Source organism: Mesorhizobium sp. M0040, from assembly GCF_040323505.1.
Taxonomy (GTDB): Bacteria; Pseudomonadota; Alphaproteobacteria; order Rhizobiales; family Rhizobiaceae; genus Mesorhizobium.
Window position 1 is genome coordinate 247,059 of the sequence record NZ_JAMYVA010000001.1, and the last position, 17,554, is coordinate 264,612.

General features: G+C 62.1%; 16 protein-coding genes. 10 read left to right on the forward strand and 6 right to left on the reverse strand.

The window, feature by feature from the left end; translation table 11 throughout:
* The first annotated feature begins 49 nt into the window (after positions 1 to 49).
* Complete coding sequence (locus tag NKJ91_RS01175; protein ID WP_352454184.1) at positions 50 to 481, forward strand: hypothetical protein; 432 nt, start codon at positions 50 to 52, stop codon at positions 479 to 481.
* A 286-nt stretch (positions 482 to 767) separates the two neighbouring features.
* On the opposite strand, the gene NKJ91_RS01180 is transcribed toward NKJ91_RS01175, so the two are convergent.
* The 3 genes from NKJ91_RS01180 to NKJ91_RS01190 form a co-directional block, all read right to left on the reverse strand.
* On the reverse strand, positions 768 to 1,958 hold the full coding sequence (locus tag NKJ91_RS01180; RefSeq protein WP_352454116.1) for an NADH-quinone oxidoreductase subunit D: 1,191 nt from the start codon (positions 1,956 to 1,958) through the stop codon (positions 768 to 770).
* A gap of 66 nt (positions 1,959 to 2,024) precedes the next feature.
* Positions 2,025 to 2,450 (reverse strand): hypothetical protein, encoded by a 426-nt coding sequence (locus tag NKJ91_RS01185; protein ID WP_352454117.1) that lies wholly within the window; start codon positions 2,448 to 2,450, stop codon positions 2,025 to 2,027.
* A 147-nt stretch (positions 2,451 to 2,597) separates the two neighbouring features.
* Positions 2,598 to 3,272 (reverse strand): DUF2161 domain-containing phosphodiesterase, encoded by a 675-nt coding sequence (locus NKJ91_RS01190; RefSeq protein ID WP_352454118.1) that lies wholly within the window; start codon positions 3,270 to 3,272, stop codon positions 2,598 to 2,600.
* A gap of 336 nt (positions 3,273 to 3,608) precedes the next feature.
* Between NKJ91_RS01190 and NKJ91_RS01195 the strand changes: the two genes are divergently transcribed.
* From NKJ91_RS01195 to apnL, 7 genes are all read left to right on the forward strand, one after another.
* Complete coding sequence (locus NKJ91_RS01195; protein WP_352454119.1) at positions 3,609 to 4,436, forward strand: phosphogluconate dehydrogenase C-terminal domain-containing protein; 828 nt, start codon at positions 3,609 to 3,611, stop codon at positions 4,434 to 4,436.
* 263 nt (positions 4,437 to 4,699) lie between these two features.
* Positions 4,700 to 5,641, forward strand: a complete 942-nt coding sequence (locus NKJ91_RS01200) for a D-ribose ABC transporter substrate-binding protein (RefSeq protein ID WP_352454120.1) — start codon at positions 4,700 to 4,702, stop codon at positions 5,639 to 5,641.
* 112 nt (positions 5,642 to 5,753) lie between these two features.
* Entirely contained in the window at positions 5,754 to 6,407 is a 654-nt protein-coding gene (locus tag NKJ91_RS01205) for a DUF2291 family protein (RefSeq protein ID WP_352454121.1), read from the forward strand.
* A complete protein-coding gene (locus NKJ91_RS01210) occupies positions 6,404 to 7,948 on the forward strand; it encodes a sugar ABC transporter ATP-binding protein (RefSeq protein ID WP_352454122.1) in 1,545 nt (514 codons plus the stop codon). Before NKJ91_RS01205 ends, NKJ91_RS01210 begins: the two co-directional genes overlap by 4 nt.
* Entirely contained in the window at positions 7,945 to 9,009 is a 1,065-nt protein-coding gene (locus NKJ91_RS01215; protein ID WP_352454123.1) for an ABC transporter permease, read from the forward strand. The genes NKJ91_RS01210 and NKJ91_RS01215 overlap by 4 nt, the downstream gene beginning before the upstream one ends.
* A 1-nt stretch (position 9,010) precedes the next feature.
* A complete protein-coding gene (locus tag NKJ91_RS01220; RefSeq protein WP_352454124.1) occupies positions 9,011 to 10,045 on the forward strand; it encodes a Gfo/Idh/MocA family protein in 1,035 nt (344 codons plus the stop codon).
* A complete protein-coding gene (apnL, locus tag NKJ91_RS01225) occupies positions 10,042 to 11,949 on the forward strand; it encodes a D-apionate lactonase (protein ID WP_352454125.1) in 1,908 nt (635 codons plus the stop codon). The genes NKJ91_RS01220 and apnL overlap by 4 nt, the downstream gene beginning before the upstream one ends.
* Before the next feature lie 77 nt (positions 11,950 to 12,026).
* On the opposite strand, the gene NKJ91_RS01230 is transcribed toward apnL, so the two are convergent.
* Together NKJ91_RS01230 and NKJ91_RS01235 are read right to left on the reverse strand one after the other, a co-directional pair.
* Complete coding sequence (locus NKJ91_RS01230; RefSeq protein ID WP_352454126.1) at positions 12,027 to 12,995, reverse strand: GlxA family transcriptional regulator; 969 nt, start codon at positions 12,993 to 12,995, stop codon at positions 12,027 to 12,029.
* A 309-nt stretch (positions 12,996 to 13,304) separates the two neighbouring features.
* Positions 13,305 to 14,018, reverse strand: coding sequence for a transcriptional regulator NanR (locus NKJ91_RS01235; protein ID WP_352454127.1), 714 nt, complete (start codon positions 14,016 to 14,018; stop codon positions 13,305 to 13,307).
* Between the two features lie 183 nt (positions 14,019 to 14,201).
* Between NKJ91_RS01235 and oiaX the strand changes: the two genes are divergently transcribed.
* Both oiaX and NKJ91_RS01245 read left to right on the forward strand, forming a co-directional pair.
* Positions 14,202 to 15,476 (forward strand): 3-oxo-isoapionate-4-phosphate decarboxylase OiaX, encoded by a 1,275-nt coding sequence (gene oiaX / locus NKJ91_RS01240; RefSeq protein ID WP_352454128.1) that lies wholly within the window; start codon positions 14,202 to 14,204, stop codon positions 15,474 to 15,476.
* Between the two features lie 4 nt (positions 15,477 to 15,480).
* A complete protein-coding gene (locus tag NKJ91_RS01245; RefSeq protein WP_352454129.1) occupies positions 15,481 to 16,848 on the forward strand; it encodes a four-carbon acid sugar kinase family protein in 1,368 nt (455 codons plus the stop codon).
* 84 nt (positions 16,849 to 16,932) lie between these two features.
* Here the strand turns inward: NKJ91_RS01245 and NKJ91_RS01250 are convergent, their stop codons facing one another.
* Positions 16,933 to 17,430 (reverse strand): hypothetical protein, encoded by a 498-nt coding sequence (locus tag NKJ91_RS01250; protein ID WP_023675485.1) that lies wholly within the window; start codon positions 17,428 to 17,430, stop codon positions 16,933 to 16,935.
* Positions 17,431 to 17,554 lie beyond the last annotated feature (124 nt).

Consider the following 17,554-nt stretch of genomic DNA (forward strand, 5'->3'; position numbering starts at 1 on the left):
AATTGCTCATGTAGGCGTGGGCGAATTCACCTGTCGACAGGAGCCGACCATGAAACATCAAACACTCGACCAACTGCAGGCCGTCGCGGAAATTGAGTCCTTCGCGGCGTATCCGGCGATGACTCGAACCCAGCGGATTGAACGTTGGGCGGAACTTCTCGAACAAAATCCGACGCGATGCCTTGGGGCGCTTCCAGGCACCGAATATATGAACAGGGAAGCGCGTGACAGATCGCGTGGCGCTGGGACGCCGCTCACTGTCGCCTTCGAGGATCCGGTTCTGCGTGCCATGGGCCTCAGCGATGATACCTATGGTGAGGCAAAGCGCTTCTTCGAACTGAGCGACCGGCAGTTGCACCAAATCGTCTGCCATTGCCATGTCGGCGCTACGATGCAAGCGAGATGGGCCGCTGCCAGGGTGCGCGGGATAGTTCGCGGCAACAGATTTGTTGCCTGGATGAAGGGCTTGATCGTGCATTGAGGCGGTACGAGGAACGGCGGAACACGCGTTCTTTCCGCGCCGTGGAGAGCGCTTCCGAACTTGGAAGGGCTCGTGCCCCGTCGGGCCGCGCAGATTGTGAAACTCCTCGACGCTTGGCTGCGCCTTGTCGCGGCCATGCGTCCGTCTTTGATGTGAGAATTTGAGCTGGCCCGCCGCAGGTGAGAGCCTTCGTCTGACCGGCGGTCGAGCGCCGTCTAGGCCTGCCTGCGCGGCTACTAACGACGAATGATCCTGCGATCGGGGAAGATCCTGCGACCTGGCTAAACTACCGATCGATTTCTCCGAACACGATGTCGAGCGAGCCGATGATCGCGGCAACATCGGCGATCATATGGCCTCGGGACAGGAAATCCATCGCTTGCAGGTGGGCGAAGGAAGGTGCGCGGATCTTGCATCGGTAGGGAACGTTGCCCCCGTCCGACACGAGGTAGACGCCGAATTCACCCTTCGGCGCCTCGACGGCGGCATAGACTTCACCGCTCGGCACGCGAATGCCTTCGGTATAAAGTTTGAAGTGGTGGATCGTCGCTTCCATCGAGCGCTTCATCGTGGCACGCGGCGGCGGCGTGATCTTGCGGTTCGGGATCGCGACCGGCCCCTGACCTTCTGGTGAGCGCAACTTTTCCAGACATTGCCGCATGATCCGGACCGACTGGCGCATTTCCTCCATGCGGACGAGATAGCGGTCGTAGCAGTCGCCATGCTTGCCGACTGGGATATCGAAATCCATCTCCGAATAGCATTCGTATGGCTGCGCCTTGCGCAGGTCCCAGGACGCGCCCGATCCGCGCACCATCACGCCGGAAAAGCCCCAGGCCCAGGCATCGTCGAGGCCGATCACGCCGACATCGACATTGCGCTGCTTGAAAATGCGGTTCTCGGTCAACAGCTCTTCGAGATTGTCGCAGACCTTGAGGAACGGATCGCAGAACTTCCAGATGTCGTCGAGGAGTTCCGGCGGCAGATCCTGATGCACGCCGCCGACCCTGAAATAATTCGCGTGCATGCGGGCGCCGGACGCGCGCTCATAAAAGACCATCAGCTTCTCGCGCTCGGCGAAACCCCAGAGCGGCGGCGTCAGCGCGCCGATGTCCATGGCTTGCGTGGTGATGTTGAGGAGGTGCGATAACAGCCGGCCTATTTCGCAGAAAAGCACGCGGATGAGCTGTCCGCGTTTCGGAACCGATATTTCGAGGAGCTTCTCGGCGGCGAGACAGAATGCATGCTCCTGGTTCATCGGCGCGACGTAGTCGAGCCGGTCGAAATAGGGCAAGGCCTGCAGGTAGTTCTTGTACTCGATGAGCTTTTCGGTGCCGCGATGCAGCAGGCCGATGTGGGGATCGGCGCGTTCCACGATCTCGCCGTCGAGTTCGAGCACCAGCCGCAGGACGCCGTGAGCGGAGGGATGTTGTGGCCCGAAATTGATGGTGAAGTTGCGAACTGCAGCCTCGGCCATGACAGTCCTCCGCGATCGGGCGGCCTTCGTTTCCGTGCCGGAGCCGGCTTGTCCGCTTTCAGCCGCTCACGTCGTCGTCTGGATGATCAGCGTCAGCGTGCCGTCGCCGTCGATATTGGCCGCCACGACCTGCGTGGAATTAAGCCCGTTCGCCGCCAGCGCCGATGCCGCCTGCGGCGATGCGTCGATCGAACTTTGCAGGATGCGCAAATCCTCGGCGCTGGTCTGGGTGACGACGGCCTCCGCCTGTGCCTTGATGTCAGGAGGCAGATCCTCCATCGCCACGATTGTCACTGCGGTGAAATTCTGGGCGGAGAAGGCTTGGTCAGGTGTAGTCTGGTCGGGAATGGTCCCTTCGGGGGTGGCTTGCTCCGGCAGGGTTTGCGGGGCCGTCGGCGGGACAGGGGCAAGCTCTGGTCCCACGGATTGCGCATAGACCGGCGAGGCAAGGGCCAGTGCCGAAAGTGTGGCAATTGTCGTCGATAGGCGCATGGCCGTTCCTTCCGTTTGCTCAGCGGACGATCAATTCGGTGACGACAAAACCATCGTGTCGAAATATGGTTCCGTGACCGAGGTGATGTCTTGCCGAAAGCCGTGATTGTCGCGGAAAGCAGGGCGCGAAATCCGGCGTTGCCTGTCTCAGGCAGCGGTGTGGCTGCGATCGGGCTGCGGCCAGCGCTGCAACGCCTCACGGCCCTGAGCGGTCAGTTCGTAGATCCCGCGATCGGTGCGCGCGAACCAGCGATACACATTGTGCAGCAGGATCTTAGGCGCGTTCGGCAGGTTGGGCTTCAAGTCACGCGGCCGCTTTGGGCCGTCGGCGAGGGCTGCGGCGCATGCCAGCGCCTGCTGGCGATAAGCGGTCATGATCGGCGCACGCGAGCCGCCGCCGGCGACAGGATCGCCCTGCCGACGCCGATGTTCGTCAATTAGCTTCGAGCGGCGCCGGGGATCGCGACGCGGAGCCAATGCCGTCGGGCTGAGCAGCACCTGAACCTCGCCGTTCGGTCGCACGCCAAGCAGGCCAAAGCCGAGCCGACGGCAGAGATTGCGGTATCTCACATCGCTCTCACGGCCCTTGCCACGGGCCGACATGCATGCCGCTAGCCAGACCTCGTCGCTCGCCGCCATACGGTCGACGCCCTGGAGGACCAGTTCGAGGTTGAACTTCAGCTTCAGCTCGCAGATGACGACGATCGGTGGAGAGTCGGCACTCAGCGCCAGCAGATCGCAGCCGCCGATCTCGCCCTTGACCATAAATCCCAGGCCTTCCAGGAAGGCCTTGACCGGGCTGTAGAGTGACGTTTCGAGCATGGGCCTTTGTCGGCTGCGAATCATCCCGCCGATCGGCGGTTCAGCGCGATGATCGCTCCTTGCCGTTGAACAGGAGGTAAACGACGGCCAAACAAGTGGTCCGTGCCATGGCCGCTTGCCAATTTGGTATGCTGGTATAATGTGTACCTAAGGTAGCATGCTCCGCGTAGCTGCGCTGTGCTGGACATCCGGGCGCCCGAGACATCGTCCATGGCATCGTCATTTGAGCGGCGGCTCCCCTGCGTTCTCTAATCCGCCAACCGGCGGCAATGTGCACACAAGTCAATGGGATGACGATCGGCAGGGCCGTCGTTGGAATTCAGGAGTAACGGACACATGACAACGATTGCGCTGTTTGGTGCGGGCGGCAAAATGGGTTACCGTCTGTCGACCAATTTTCGCGGATCTCCCTATACGATACGCCATGTCGAGGTCAGCGACGCCGGCCGCGAGCGGCTTAAGTCGGGCCTCGGCATCGATGCCGTCAGCGCCGATGAGGCGCTTGATGGCGCCGATGTGGTGATCCTGGCGGTGCCGGACACGCACATCGGCAAAGTCGCGGCGAGTATCGAGAGCAAGCTTGCGTCAGGCACGATGGTCGTCGTGCTTGACGCCGCGGCACCTTTCGCCGGGCATTTGCCGAAGCGGCCGGACCTGACCTATTTCGTCACCCACCCGTGCCATCCGCCGATCTTCAACGACGAGACCGACATGGCGGCCAAGAAGGATTATTTCGGCGGCGTCAAAGCCAAGCAGCACATGGTCAGCGCCTTGATGCAGGGACCGGAGGAAGATTTCGCCAAGGGTGAGGCGATCGCAAAGATCATCTGGGCGCCGGTCATGCGCTCGCATCGCGTCACCGTTGATCAGATGGCGCTGCTCGAGCCCGGCCTTTCGGAAACGGTATGCGCTTCGCTGCTCGTCGTCATGAAGGAGGCCGTTGACGAGGTGGTGGCGCGCGGGGTCGACAAGCAGGCGGCGCTCGACTTCCTGCTTGGCCATATGAACGTGCTTGGCGCCGTCATCTTCGGCGAGACCAGAGGCGTGTTCTCCGACGCCTGCAACAAGGCGATAGAGTTCGGCAAGCCGGTGCTGATGCGCGACGACTGGAAGCGGGTGTTCGAGCCGGAGGAGATTGCCGCGAGCATTCAGCGCATCACTTGAGGGCAGCGACGCGTTCTCCGGAACATGTCACCTGAAATTGTCATTGACTCATTATACCAGTTGGCTTAGCTGTTCGATGGATCGGACCGTCAAGCTTCGCAGCAGGATCAGGCGCTGGATGAGTGGAGGATAGGGGGAGCGATCCGTCGAGGTGAAGCCGGCAAGGCTTGTGAATCTGACGCGACCCGCCGCCTACGGCCGGCTAACGAAATCGAATGCATATAGCCTTGGGATAAGGCACGGATTTTCAACGGGAGGAATACATGAAACTGACACGCAGAATGACGCTTGCGGCTTTTGCCGGTATGCTGGCGCTTGGCACCGCCGCACCCGCCTATGCGGCGGATTTGATCGCCATCATCACGCCCTCGCATGACAATCCGTTCTTCAAGGCGGAAGCTGTCGGCGCGGAGGCCAAGGCCAAGGAACTCGGTTACGAGGCGTTGGTGCTCGTCCATGACGACGACGCCAACAAGCAGTCCGAATTGATCGACACGGCGATTGGCCGCGGCGCCAAGGCGATCATCCTCGATAATGCTGGCGCCGACGCCACCGTCGCCGCGGTGCAGAAGGCCAAGGACGCGGGCGTTCCTTCCTTCCTGATCGATCGCGAGATCAATGCCACCGGCGTTGCCGTCGCGCAGATCGTCTCCAACAATTATCAGGGCGCCCAGCTCGGCGCACAGGAATTCGTCAAGCTGATGGGCGAGAAGGGTAATTTCGTCGAGCTCGTCGGCAAGGAATCCGACACCAATGCCGGCATCCGCTCCAAGGGTTACCACGACGTCATCGACGACTATCCGGACCTGAAGATGGTGGCGCAGCAGTCGGCCAATTGGAGCCAGACCGAGGCCTATTCAAAGATGGAATCGATCCTCCAGGCCAATCCCGATATCAAGGGCGTGATCTCCGGCAACGACACGATGGCGATGGGCGCTTATGCGGCACTTGCCGCTGCCGGCCGCAAGGACGTCTTCGTCGTCGGCTTCGACGGGTCGAACGACGTGCGCGACTCGATCACCTCCGGCGGCATCAAGGCGACAGTCCTGCAGCCGGCCTTCGCGCAGGCGCAGATGGCGGTCGAGCAGGCCAACGACTTCATCAAAAACAAGAAGTCTCCCGCCGAAGAAAAGCAGCTGATGGACTGCGTCCTGGTCAATGGCGACAATGCCGCCAAGCTGGAGACGTTCGCGCTCACCAACTAAGCCGGTGTAACATCAGCAGCAAGGGACGAGCCTTCGGTTCGTCCCTTGCTTCCATTTCGCCCTTTCTTCCATTTCTTTGGGTGCTCCTGACTGCCATGCCGAACGAGCCGACATGTTCAACACGCTGACCCGGCCGATCTTTGTCGCGTTGTTCCTCGCAGCAATAGGCAGCCTGACCGCCTGCAAGATCCTGCCGACGCCGTCGGCGGAAAACGGCGGCACTGGCTCCGCGTTCAATCCCGACAAGATGGTCGAGGACATCTGGGCGGCGAAAGTGATACCCTATCTGCAGCAGAAGGCCGGGCCGTTTGCCGAGGTTCATGCCTTGGCAAAGACCGATCCCGCCGCTGCCGGCGCCAAATACGGCAATCCGAAAAAGCAGGCGAATTCGCCATGGACCTTCGCGGTTCGGCTCGAGGGCAAGGTCGTGGCAGCCAACACACAGTCACGCGCGGCGACGATGGACATCGATGCCGACGGCGACGGCAAGGCGGACGCGCGGGTGCAGATCGGATCCGCCATGCGCGGAACCGCGCTGCGCGACAGCCTCGACTTCATCCAGTTCAACGATTTCACCAACCAGATCGACTTCGCCCAGTTCGGCAAGGCCTTCAACGCCTACGCCGACAAGACCGTGCTTTCCAAGCTGCCGCGCGAGGCACTCGAGGGCCGCAGCGTCGAGGTACTTGGCGCCTACACGCCGGGCAGTGGCCAGGACCTGCCGCTGGTGACGCCGGCGGAGGCAAAGATCGGGCCGAAGCCATGACCGGCGATCAAGATGTCATCCTGAAGCTGGAGGACGTCTCGAAAGTCTATTCCGGCACCGTCGCGGTCAAGCGGGCGAATTTCGAGGTGCGCAAAGGCGCGGTCAACGTGCTGGTCGGCGAAAACGGAGCCGGCAAATCGACGCTGATGAAGATCATCGCCGGCGTCGAGCAACCGACGCTCGGGCGCATCTTGCTGGACGGCGAGGAGGTTTCATTCTCGTCTTCCGGTGATGCCGTGAGCCGCGGCATCGGCATGGTTTTCCAGGAGCTGAATCTGTTCGGCAATCTGACTGTCGCCGAAAATATTTTCGCCACCCGCGAGATCACCAACCGCTTCCACAAGATCGACCGCAAGGAGCAGGAGCGCCGCGCGGCGGAGTTCCTTGAACGCCTGGAAGCCGGCATCCGGCCCGACATGCTGGTCGAGGATCTGCGCATCGGCCAGCAGCAGCTTGTCGAGATCGCCAAGGCGGTTTCGCTCGATGCGCGCATCCTGATCATGGATGAACCGACCTCGGCGCTCAGCGCGGCGGAAGTCGAGATCCTGTTCAAGGTGATTGCCGACCTCAAGGTACGCGGCGTGGCAATCGTCTACATCTCGCACCGGCTCGAGGAGCTGATCCGCATCGGCGACACCATCACGGTGCTGCGCGACGGCCGCATCACCGGCCAGGCGGAGATGAAAGACGTCGACACCCAGTGGATCGTGCGGCAGATGATCGGCTCGGACGCCAAGGACTTCGCCAAGGCCGACGGCCATGTGCCGGGCGAGGAAATATTCCGCGCCGAGGATATCTGCCTGCCGCGCGTCACCGGCGGGCTTGCGGTCGACCACGTCTCGCTGTCGCTGCGCGCCGGCGAAATCCTCGGCATCTATGGCCTGATGGGCGCCGGACGCAGCGAGCTGTTCGATTGCATCATGGGCCGCCACGGCCATTCGACGGGCACGATATTCATTGCCGGCAAAAAAGTGCACGAGCGCGACACGACGCGGCGCATCCGGCGCGGCCTGGCGCTGATCCCAGAAGACCGCCAGCGCGAAGGGCTGGTGTCGATCCTCTCCGTCGCCAGCAATCTGACGCTGGCCAGCCTGTCGCGGTTCGTGCGCCTGTTCCACATTCGCGGTGCCGCCGAAAGACAGGCGGTGGTCCGGACGGTGCGCGAACTGGCGATCAAGGTCGCCGATCCGGCGCAGGAAGTCTCGTCGCTGTCAGGCGGCAACCAGCAGAAGGTGGTGATCGGCAAGGCGCTGCTCACCGGCCCGAAGGTGCTGTTGATGGACGAGCCCAGCCGCGGCATCGACGTCGGCGCCAAGGCCGACGTGTTCCGCACCATGCGCAAGCTGTCGCGCGACGGCCTGGGGATTCTGTTTGCCACCTCCGATCTCGACGAAGTGATGGCGTTGTCCGACCGCATCGCGGTGATGAGCAATGGAAAATTGACCGGCATGTTCGACCGCGCCGAGGCGACGGAGGCCGCACTCGTCGCTGCCTCGGCCTTCGGCCACGGACCGGTCCCGCACGGAGAGCAAGGCGCATGACTGACATCCCAGCCAAGGCGGCGGTCAACGCCATGTCGGGCGGCTCGGTCCTGCTGACGCTGATGAAGGCGAGGACGTTCATCGCGCTGATCGCCGTGCTGTTATTCTTCTCGATAGCCGCCCCCAATTTCCTATCGGCCGCCAATCTTATCCTGATGTCGAAGCACGTGGCGCTGAACGCATTCCTCGCAATGGGCATGACCTTCGTCATCATCACCGGCGGCATCGACCTGTCGGTCGGCTCGATCGTCGGCCTGTGCGGCATGGTGGCCGGCTACCTCGTGCTCAACGGCATCGACCTGCAGGTCGGCTACACCATCTATTTCAACGTCTTCGAGATCGCGCTGATCACGCTTGCCGTCGGCATATTGATCGGCGCCGTCAACGGCTTGCTGATCACCAGGCTTAACGTTGCGCCTTTCATTGCCACGCTCGGCGTGCTCTATGTCGCACGCGGCCTGGCACTGCTGTCGTCGGACGGCCGTACTTTCCCCAATCTCGTCGGCAAGCCCGAGCTCGGCACCACAGGGTTCGGCTACCTCGGCGCCGGCCGGCTGCTCGGCTTGCCGGTTTCCATATGGATCTTGGTCGTTGTTGCGGTAGGGGCGGCCTATCTCGCCAAATACACCCCGCTCGGCCGCCACATCTTCGCCGTCGGCGGCAATGAGCGGGCGGCGCGGATTTCAGGCGTCCGCGTCAACATGGTGAAGATGTTCGTCTACATGTTCTCCGGCTTCTGCGCGGCGATCGTCGGGCTGATCATCTCGTCCGAACTGATGGCCTCGCATCCGGCGACCGGAGAGAGCTTCGAGCTCAACGCCATTGCCGCGGCAGTGCTCGGCGGCACCTCGATGTCGGGCGGACGCGGTACCATCGGCGGTACCATTGTCGGCGCCTTCGTCATCGGCATCCTTTCGGACGGGCTGGTGATGATGGGGGTGAGCTCGTTCTGGCAGATGGTGATCAAGGGCCTCGTCATCATCGTCGCCGTCGTCGTCGACCAGGCACAGCGCCGGCTGCAGAGCCGTGTCACGCTGATGCAGATGGCAAAGGCCGGCTAACATGGCGGAACTGCGTGGAGCGCTGATCGGCTGCGGCTTCTTTGCCGTCAACCAGTTGCATGCCTGGCGCGACATAGAGGGCGCCTCGATCGCCGCCATCTGCGACCGTGATCCGGACCGGCTGCGGATCGTCGGCGACCAGTTCGGGGTCGCGCGGCGCTATACCGACGCGGCAGCGCTGTTTGCCGGCGAAAGGCTGGATTTCGTCGACATCGCCACCACCGCACCAAGCCACAGAATGCTCGTGGAGATGGCGGCGCAGCACGGCGTTCCGGCAATCTGCCAAAAACCGTTTGCGCCGACGCTTGCCGACGCCAAGGCGATGGTAAAGGCCTGTGCTGACGCCGGCGTGCCGCTGATGGTGCATGAGAATTTTCGCTGGCAGTCGCCGATCCAGGCGGTGCGTACCGTGCTCGACAGCGGCGAAATCGGCACCCCCTTTTTCGGACGGATCTCGTTCCGCTCTGCCTATGACGTGTTTTCCGGCCAGCCCTATCTGGCGACCGGAAAGCGCTTCATTATCGAGGATCTCGGCATCCATATCCTCGACATCGCCCGCTTTCTGCTGGGCGACGTCTCGACGGTCACTGCGCGAACGGCGCGCATCAATCCCGGCATTGCCGGCGAGGACGTTGCGACGATGCTGATGGACCACACGAGCGGCGCCACTTCCGTGGTCGACTGCAGCTACGCGAGCAAGCTCGCTACCGAGCCGTTTCCGGAGACGCTGATCGAGATCGACGGCAGCGACGGCACGATCCGGCTGGCGCAGGGCTACCGGCTCACCGTCACCGGCAGGAGCGGGACAGCCGTGAGCAACGTCTCGCCACCGCTGCTGGCCTGGGCATCACGGCCGTGGCACAACATCCAGGAAAGCGTCGTCGCCATTCAAAAGCACTGGGTCGATTGCCTGACCAACGGAGCCGAGCCCGCGACCTCGGGCGCGGACAACCTCAAGACATTAGCGCTGGTCGAGGCAGCCTATGCCGGCGCCGCAAGCCGGGAGCCGGTGCAACTCGACGCCTTGCTGAAATGACAGCCGACGCCTTCCTCCTCTACGGTACACGTGCAGTTGAAGCCGAACCGGTCAGGCTGCGCGCCGGCGCGCTGACGGCGGACTTCGTCAACGGCAATCTGCGCAGCATCCGCCACGGCGGCACCGAAGTTCTGCGTGCCATCGCCTACATCGTCAGGGATCGCGACTGGGGCACCTACGAGCCGACGCTCACCGATTTAATCATCGACCAGGGCGATGACGCTTTCTTCGTCAGCTATTCGGCAGGTTGTTTCGGACCAGAGGGAAGCCGGCTCGACTTCCGTGCGACCATCAAGGGCTCGGCTGATGGCCAGCTGATCTTCGACGTGAGCGCTCTTCCCGACAACGATTTCGAGACCAATCGCTGCGGCTTCTGCATCCTGCATCCGATTGCCGGCCTGGCCGGCAGCCCGGTCATGGTCGAGCATACCGATGGCAGCGTGGTCGCGACGCGGCTTCCAGAGCTGATCGATGCCTGGCAGCCTTTCAAGGATCTGCGGGCGATCACCCATGAGGTCCGGCCGGGCGTCACCGCCGAATGCCGTATGCAAGGCGACACTTTCGAGATGGAGGACCAGCGCAACTGGTCGGATGCCTCCTACAAGACCTATGTTCGGCCGCTGGCGCTGCCGTGGCCCTATGTGCTGCCCGCCGGCAAGACCTTCCGTCAGACCATCAGCTTGCGGATAGAGGGTCGCGGGAAAGTGCCGGCGGCTGCGGCAACCGTCGAACCAATTCGCGTCACGCTCGGCAAAGCCGGACCGGGGCTGCCGGATATCGGCGTGATCGTCTATCCGGATGAGGTCGAGGCGGCGCTGGGCAAGCTGCCGATGCTGTCCGAGCTTGGTCCGCAGCAATTGATGTTCCATTACGACCCGACGCGTGGCCATGGGCTCGACGCCTTGCGGGCTTACGCCCGGCTCGCCGCCGCCTATCCGGTCCGGACAACGCTCGAATGTGTCATTGCCGGCGACGGCGATCTCGACGTCGAGCTTTCAGGCGTCGCCGACATGGTGCGCCAGGCCGGGCTCAAGCTTTCGGCCATTGCCGTCTCGCCCTCGGTCGACCGGCAGTCGACGCCGCCGGGCAGCGCATGGCCGCAATGCCCACCGCTCGAAGACGTCTATGCCGCGGCGCGGCGCGCCTTTCCCGACACCCGCCTCGGCGGCGGCATGTTCAGTTATTTCACCGAACTCAATCGCAAGCGTGTGCCGGCTGACCCGCTCGATTTCGTCACGCATTGCACCTGCCCGATCGTGCACGCCGCCGACGATCTCAGCGTCATGCAATCGCTGGAGGCACTGCCTTTCATCACGGCGTCAGTACGAACGATCTTCGGAACAATACCTTATCGGATCGGGCCGTCGACCATTGCCATGCGCCAGAACCCTTATGGCGGCGCGACCAAGGCCAATCCCGACAATCAGCGCATTGCCATGGCCGACCGCGACCCTCGCCATGCCGGGCTGTTCGGGGCCGCATGGACGATCGGCTATGCCGCGCGCGTTGCGCCGGCCGGGCTCGAAATGCTGACGCTCTGCAGCTTCACCGGACCATTCGGCGTACTGGCCTCGTCGGGCGAACCTGTCGAAGAAGGTGCACCCCGGCCGATTTTCCACGCGGTGAAAGGACTTTGCGATCTGGCCGGCCATGCGCATGTGGCGGCGACAACGACCGATGAGACGCGGGTATTGGCACTGGCCGGCCGCTCCCAGACAGGCAAGATCATCGTCTGGCTGGCGAACCTTACCCCGGACGATTTTCCGGTCGATGTTTCCGGGCTCGGCTCCGATCGGGGTCCTCTGAAGATCTGGGATGGACGAATGTCGCGCAAGATTCCGCAAGACACGTCGGGCCGAGACCATCTTGTGATGACACCCTACGCAATCGTCCGGATCGGCTGAAGTCATTTGCCGAGGCTCTTGGATAGCCGCACTTCGGCAGCGGTTGCCCGTAGCGGCAGCACTTCCATGCCGACTTGTCACCGGATCTGCTTTCGAAACTCGCCTGGTGCCATTCCAGTTGTCCTGGAAAAAAGACGGCTGAACGTGGCGACGTCCTGATATCCCACCCGATAGCAAATTTCTGAAACGCTCAGTTTCGTTTCCTCAAGCATGGATTTTGCCAACTCCAGCCGCCGTTCCTGGATCCATTTTCCCGGCGTTGTCTGGAGTTCGTCGAAAAATCTGCGAGACAGGGTTCGCGAAGACATGCCCAATTCAGTTGCGAGAAATTTCAGATCGATTTCCGACATCTTGTCTTTCGAGAGCTCGCGCAGCTTGTTCTCGAATGGGCTGGCCTCGTTCGAAATTTCGTCGAGAGAAAATTCGTAGGGACTCTGGAATTTGCGCGGCGGAGGAAGAACCAGAAGTTTTCGAATGATCCGCTCCTCCTTCGAGAAGCCCAGATCGATCAGCAAAGCCCTGGCGAGTTCGAGTCCGGAAAACCCGCCTCCGCATGTGTAAAGGCGGTCCTGGCGAATGAGAAGGCGGGAAGCGTCCCATCGCACTTGCGGAAACCGGCGGCTTGCCTCGGCTTTCAGCCACCAGGATATCGTTGCGCGTTTGCCGTCCAATAATCCCGAATTGGCGAGCAGATAACACGCGCCGCAATGTGCTGCGATGATTGCGTCCTGCTGCTGCGCGAGCGCGATCAGCGGTTTTGAATGTTCACTCTCCTCGTCGAGCGAGCGCAGAAGCTCCGGAATCTCGACACCCGGCATCGCAATGAGAATCAGGACATCCATTTTCCGGGATGGTTGAGCCTTCGTCGGGAAGAAAATTCCTGTACTTGATGCCGACGGCGTGCTCCTTGAAACGAATTCACAGGAGAGAACCTGTGAACGGCAGACGTCATTCACAAGCTGAAACATTTCCACGAGCGTCGAGACGACGGCCGAATAGAAATTCGACGGCAGCCAGATCACGACGTGGAGGCTCCTGTCAGCCATTGCGGTTCTCCCGGTGTCGTTCTCGCCGATTGGCAAGTCTAGCATAGTCTTTGCAAGAATTGCCAATTCCAGAACAAGCGCGGCGCCTCCAGGAGGGCCTATGAGGGCTGCGGACGAAGCGGCCCGTGGAAGTCCATGGCTGGGAAGATGCAAATGCTGAAATCGCTGAATGAAAACAACGCGGCACATACACCGGATTCAGACGGCAACATAAAACTGCGTCGGTCCGGGCTCAGGCTGATCTGTGGTCAGCCAGTAGGCCGAGAACAAGGTCCGACCGCGACGCCGGTCGGGACCTGCACTTGATTTTCAGTTGCCGGAATTCATCACGTAGAGCGCGCGCGAGCGTTCGAGGTGCTTGATCATCGCCTTCTCGGCGCCATCCGCATCCTTGGCTTCGATGCGTCCGACGATCTCTTCGTGCTCGGTCAGCGTGAACTTTTCCTTGCCGGTCCAGATCAGCATTTCGGTGTGGTATTCCTTTAGCCAGCCAAGCATTGCCTCGCTGACGGCGACATAGATCGGGTTTCCGGAAATTGCCGCGATCTGAGTGTGGAACTTCATGTCGGCGGATATGAAGGCTTCCGAGTCGCCACGATGGCTGCGCTGCTCGGCAACCGTTGCCCGCAACCGCTGCACGTCCTCGGCGGTTGCCTTCTCCGCGGCTTCCCTCACCATGCCGCGCTCGAAAAAGATGCGCGCGTTCTTGAGGTGCTCGAGCGTGTCCTTCGATGACGACAGGATGATCTTGGCTGCGCCGTCGACCTGCTTGATGATCGACTTGGCGGTCAGCTGCAGCACCTTGGCACGCTCGCCATGCGAGATCGCGACCAGCCCCATATTGCTCAACGCCTGCATCGCCTCGCGGATCGCCGGCCTGCCGACCTCGAAGCGCTCCATCAATTCGCGCTCCGACGGCATGTCGTCACCCGGCAGCAATTCACCGCTGGTGATCAGGCGCTTCAGTCTCAAGAATACTTCGTCGGAAAGCTTGCGCCGGACGATCGGCTCCGAACGGTTCATCGTCGCGAATCACTCCTTTGACCGGCCTATACCTAGCATTTCCGCCGTGAATTCCGGAACGCCTGTTGCCGGCTCGCCCTTACCGCCAAGCCGGATAGGGCTTGCAATGCTTATGTACTCATTATACCAGATTTCGAGGGCCAAGGAACCTTTTTCGAAACCTCCCCGGCAGGCCGCACGAATATGATTGTTCTTACCTATCGCATCGAAACGCCCGGCAATATCGAGGCGCTGGCGGCCAAGATTGCAAGCGACCAGTCGACCGGAACCTTCGTCGCGCTGGCCGGCGAGACCGAAGAGCTCAAGGCCAGGGTCGCAGCGCGAGTCCTGGCGATACGGCATCTGCCGGACGCGGACCGGCCGTCCCTTCCCGAAACCGGTTCCGGAGCAAGCCCCGAAGCACGCAACGGCCCGGTCAAGCGCGCCGACATCGATATCGCCTTTCCGCTGGACGCCATCGGCACCGACCTGTCGGCGCTGATGACCATCGCCATCGGCGGCACCTTTTCGATCAAGGGCCTGTCCGGCATTCGTGTCGTCGACATGAAGCTACCCGAGGAGTACCGGGGCGCGCATCCGGGCCCGCAATTCGGCGTCACGGGCAGCCGCAGGCTGACCGGTGTCGCGGATCGTCCGATCATCGGGACCATCGTCAAGCCGGCGCTGGGACTCCGCCCGTACGAGGCGGCCGCAATGGTGCAAGAGCTGATTGCCGCCGGCGTCGACTTCATCAAGGACGACGAGAAGCTGATGAGCCCGGCCTATTCACCGCTGTCGGAGCGAGTGAGGGCAATCATGCCGCTGATCCTCGACCACGAGCAGAAGACCGGTAAGAAGGTCATGTATGCCTTCGGCATTTCACATGCCGATCCCGACGAGATGATGCGAAACCACGATCTGGTGGCAAAGGCCGGCGGCAATTGCGCGGTGGTCAACATCAATTCGATCGGCTTTGGTGGCATGGCTTACCTCCGAAAGCGCTCCAGCCTGGTGCTCCATGCCCATCGCAATGGCTGGGACATTCTCACCCGCCATCCCGGCCTCGGCATGGATTTCAAGGTCTGGCAGCAGTTCTGGCGGTTGCTCGGCGTCGACCAGTTCCAGATCAACGGCATCACCTCGAAATACTGGGAACCCGACTGGTCCTTCGTCGAATCCTTCAAGGCGGTGACCACGCCGATCTTTTCGCCGTCCGATTGCGCATTGCCGGTCGCCGGCTCCGGCCAGTGGGGCGGGCAGGCGCCTGAAACCTTCCAGCGAACCGGCCGGACGGTCGATCTTCTCTATCTCTGCGGCGGTGGCATCGTCAGCCACCCGGACGGGCCGGGCGCCGGCGTGCGCGCCGTGCAGCAGGCTTGGCAGGCGGCGGTCCAAGACATTCCGTTGGCGGATTATGCCTTGAGCCATGTCGAGCTGGCGCGGTCGATCGAGAAGTTCGGCGGCGGCGAGGCGGCCTGACGCCATGCAAAATCTGCTTCTGAGTTACTATGGCGACGACCTGACCGGCTCGACCGACGTCATGGAGGCGCTCGTGCTCGGCGGCGTGCCGACCGTCCTGTTCATGCGCCAGCCGGACGAGGCGCTGCTTTCGCAATTTGCGCATTGCCGCGCCCTCGGGCTGGCCGGCACCAGCCGCAGCGAGACGCCGCAGTGGATGGACACGCATCTGCGAGATGCCTTCGCCTGGCTGAAGACCGTCAACGCCGAGATCTGCCACTACAAGGTCTGCTCGACCTTCGATTCCAGCCCGGCAATCGGCAGCATCGGCCGGGCGATCGAAATCGGCCGCTCGGTTTTTCGGCAAGACGGCGTGCCGCTGGTGGTCGGCGCGCCGCAGCTGAAGCGCTACACCGCCTTCGGTCATCTGTTCGCGGCCTATCGCGAAAAATATTTCCGCATCGACCGCCATCCCGTGATGAGCCGCCATCCGACCACGCCGATGGACGAATCCGACCTGCTGATCCATCTGTCGCGCCAGACCAGCCTCGCCTCGGGTCTGGTCGACCTGGCGACGCTGCAGTCTGCGTCGCGGTCGAAAGCATTCGACCGGCTTGTGGAGAATGGCTCAGGTATCGTGCTTGTCGATGTCGATAGCCTGGAAACCCAGGCACTTGCCGGCAAGGAGATTTGGCGCGCTCGCAAGCCGGGCGGTTATTTCGTCGTCGGCTCTTCAGGCATCGAATATGCCTTGCTGGTCGAATGGGCATCGAACCGGATCGTGGATACCAAATCCGCCTTTTCGCCGCCGGGCGCTGTCGACAGGATCGCCGTGGTCTCGGGGAGCTGCTCGCCGACGACGGAACGACAGATCCGTCATGCTCTGGCCGACGGCTTCGACGGGATCGAGCTCGACCCGGTCAAACTGGTTTCTGAGGCTTCGAACGACGCGATTGCGCGCGCGGTGGCAACCGGCCGCTCCAGCCTACGGGCCGGGCGCAGCGTCATCCTCTACACCGCGCTCGGACCTGCGGCCGACCGCGGTGCAGAAATCGATCTCCGGGAAGGCGCCCGCCATAAGCTCGGCCGCGGCCTTGGCGAGGTTCTCCGCGAACTGACGCTTCAAGAGAAGCTACTGCGCGTGGTCATCGCCGGCGGCGACACGTCGAGCCATGCACTTGGCCAGATGGGCGTCGACGCGCTGACTGTGCGAATGCCGCTGCCGGCATCGCCGGGCTCGCCACTTTGTGTGGCGCATTCAAGCATTAAGGCGATCGATGGGCTGGAAATTGCCCTCAAGGGCGGGCAGGTCGGAACCGACCGCTATTTCTCCACTATTCGCGATGGGGTCGGGTCGGCGGTTGAGAGCGGGGATATCAGGTCAAATCGGTGATGCTCGATCGGGATCGAGGATAGTCACTAGCCGGCAAACCAGAAATCTCAGGCGTTCAGATCAGCGGCAATGCCACTCATCCCGCTATCTGCCCATTGCCCTGCCTGGATGATACTGACGGGCGTAGGCGACACAGGCGTCCACCGTGCTGACACAGAGCGCATCGCGGTTGTTCGGCAGGTTGTTGTCGCCGGCGTAGGCAACCTCGGCAACATGACCGTCAACCATTCGAATTTGTGTGTTGCAATAGCCGCCGGGGGCGACGTTGACGGAACCTCCGAGCGCAGGGACCGGGCCAATGGCCACCGTCGGAACGACAATGTTGAGATTGCCACGTTGAACGACGCGCTGATAGGTCCAGATCTGGCCGGATTTGCCGACATCGGCAGTGGCGGTCGGAAAGCCGGCGCACATTCGAACGTCCGCCTCGCTAAGGCCGACCATCTCCCTGCGGGCTGCCGCCGCCGTGGCGTCTTCCTTCGCAGTGCTCGACGTGTCGTCGGGCATGACGCAGGAAGACAGGATGGCGGCGCTTGCCGATAGAAGGAGAAGGGCAAGCTTTCGGGTGTGGAAAGATGTCATACCAACTTCGGATTGCACGGGAGCCCCGAATGCCAACCTAGGAAGTGGGCCAATCGAGTCAACCGGCAGAAAATTCACGAAGTCGTTTGGTACGTCATTCCGCCGCACGCATCTGCTGCAAGAG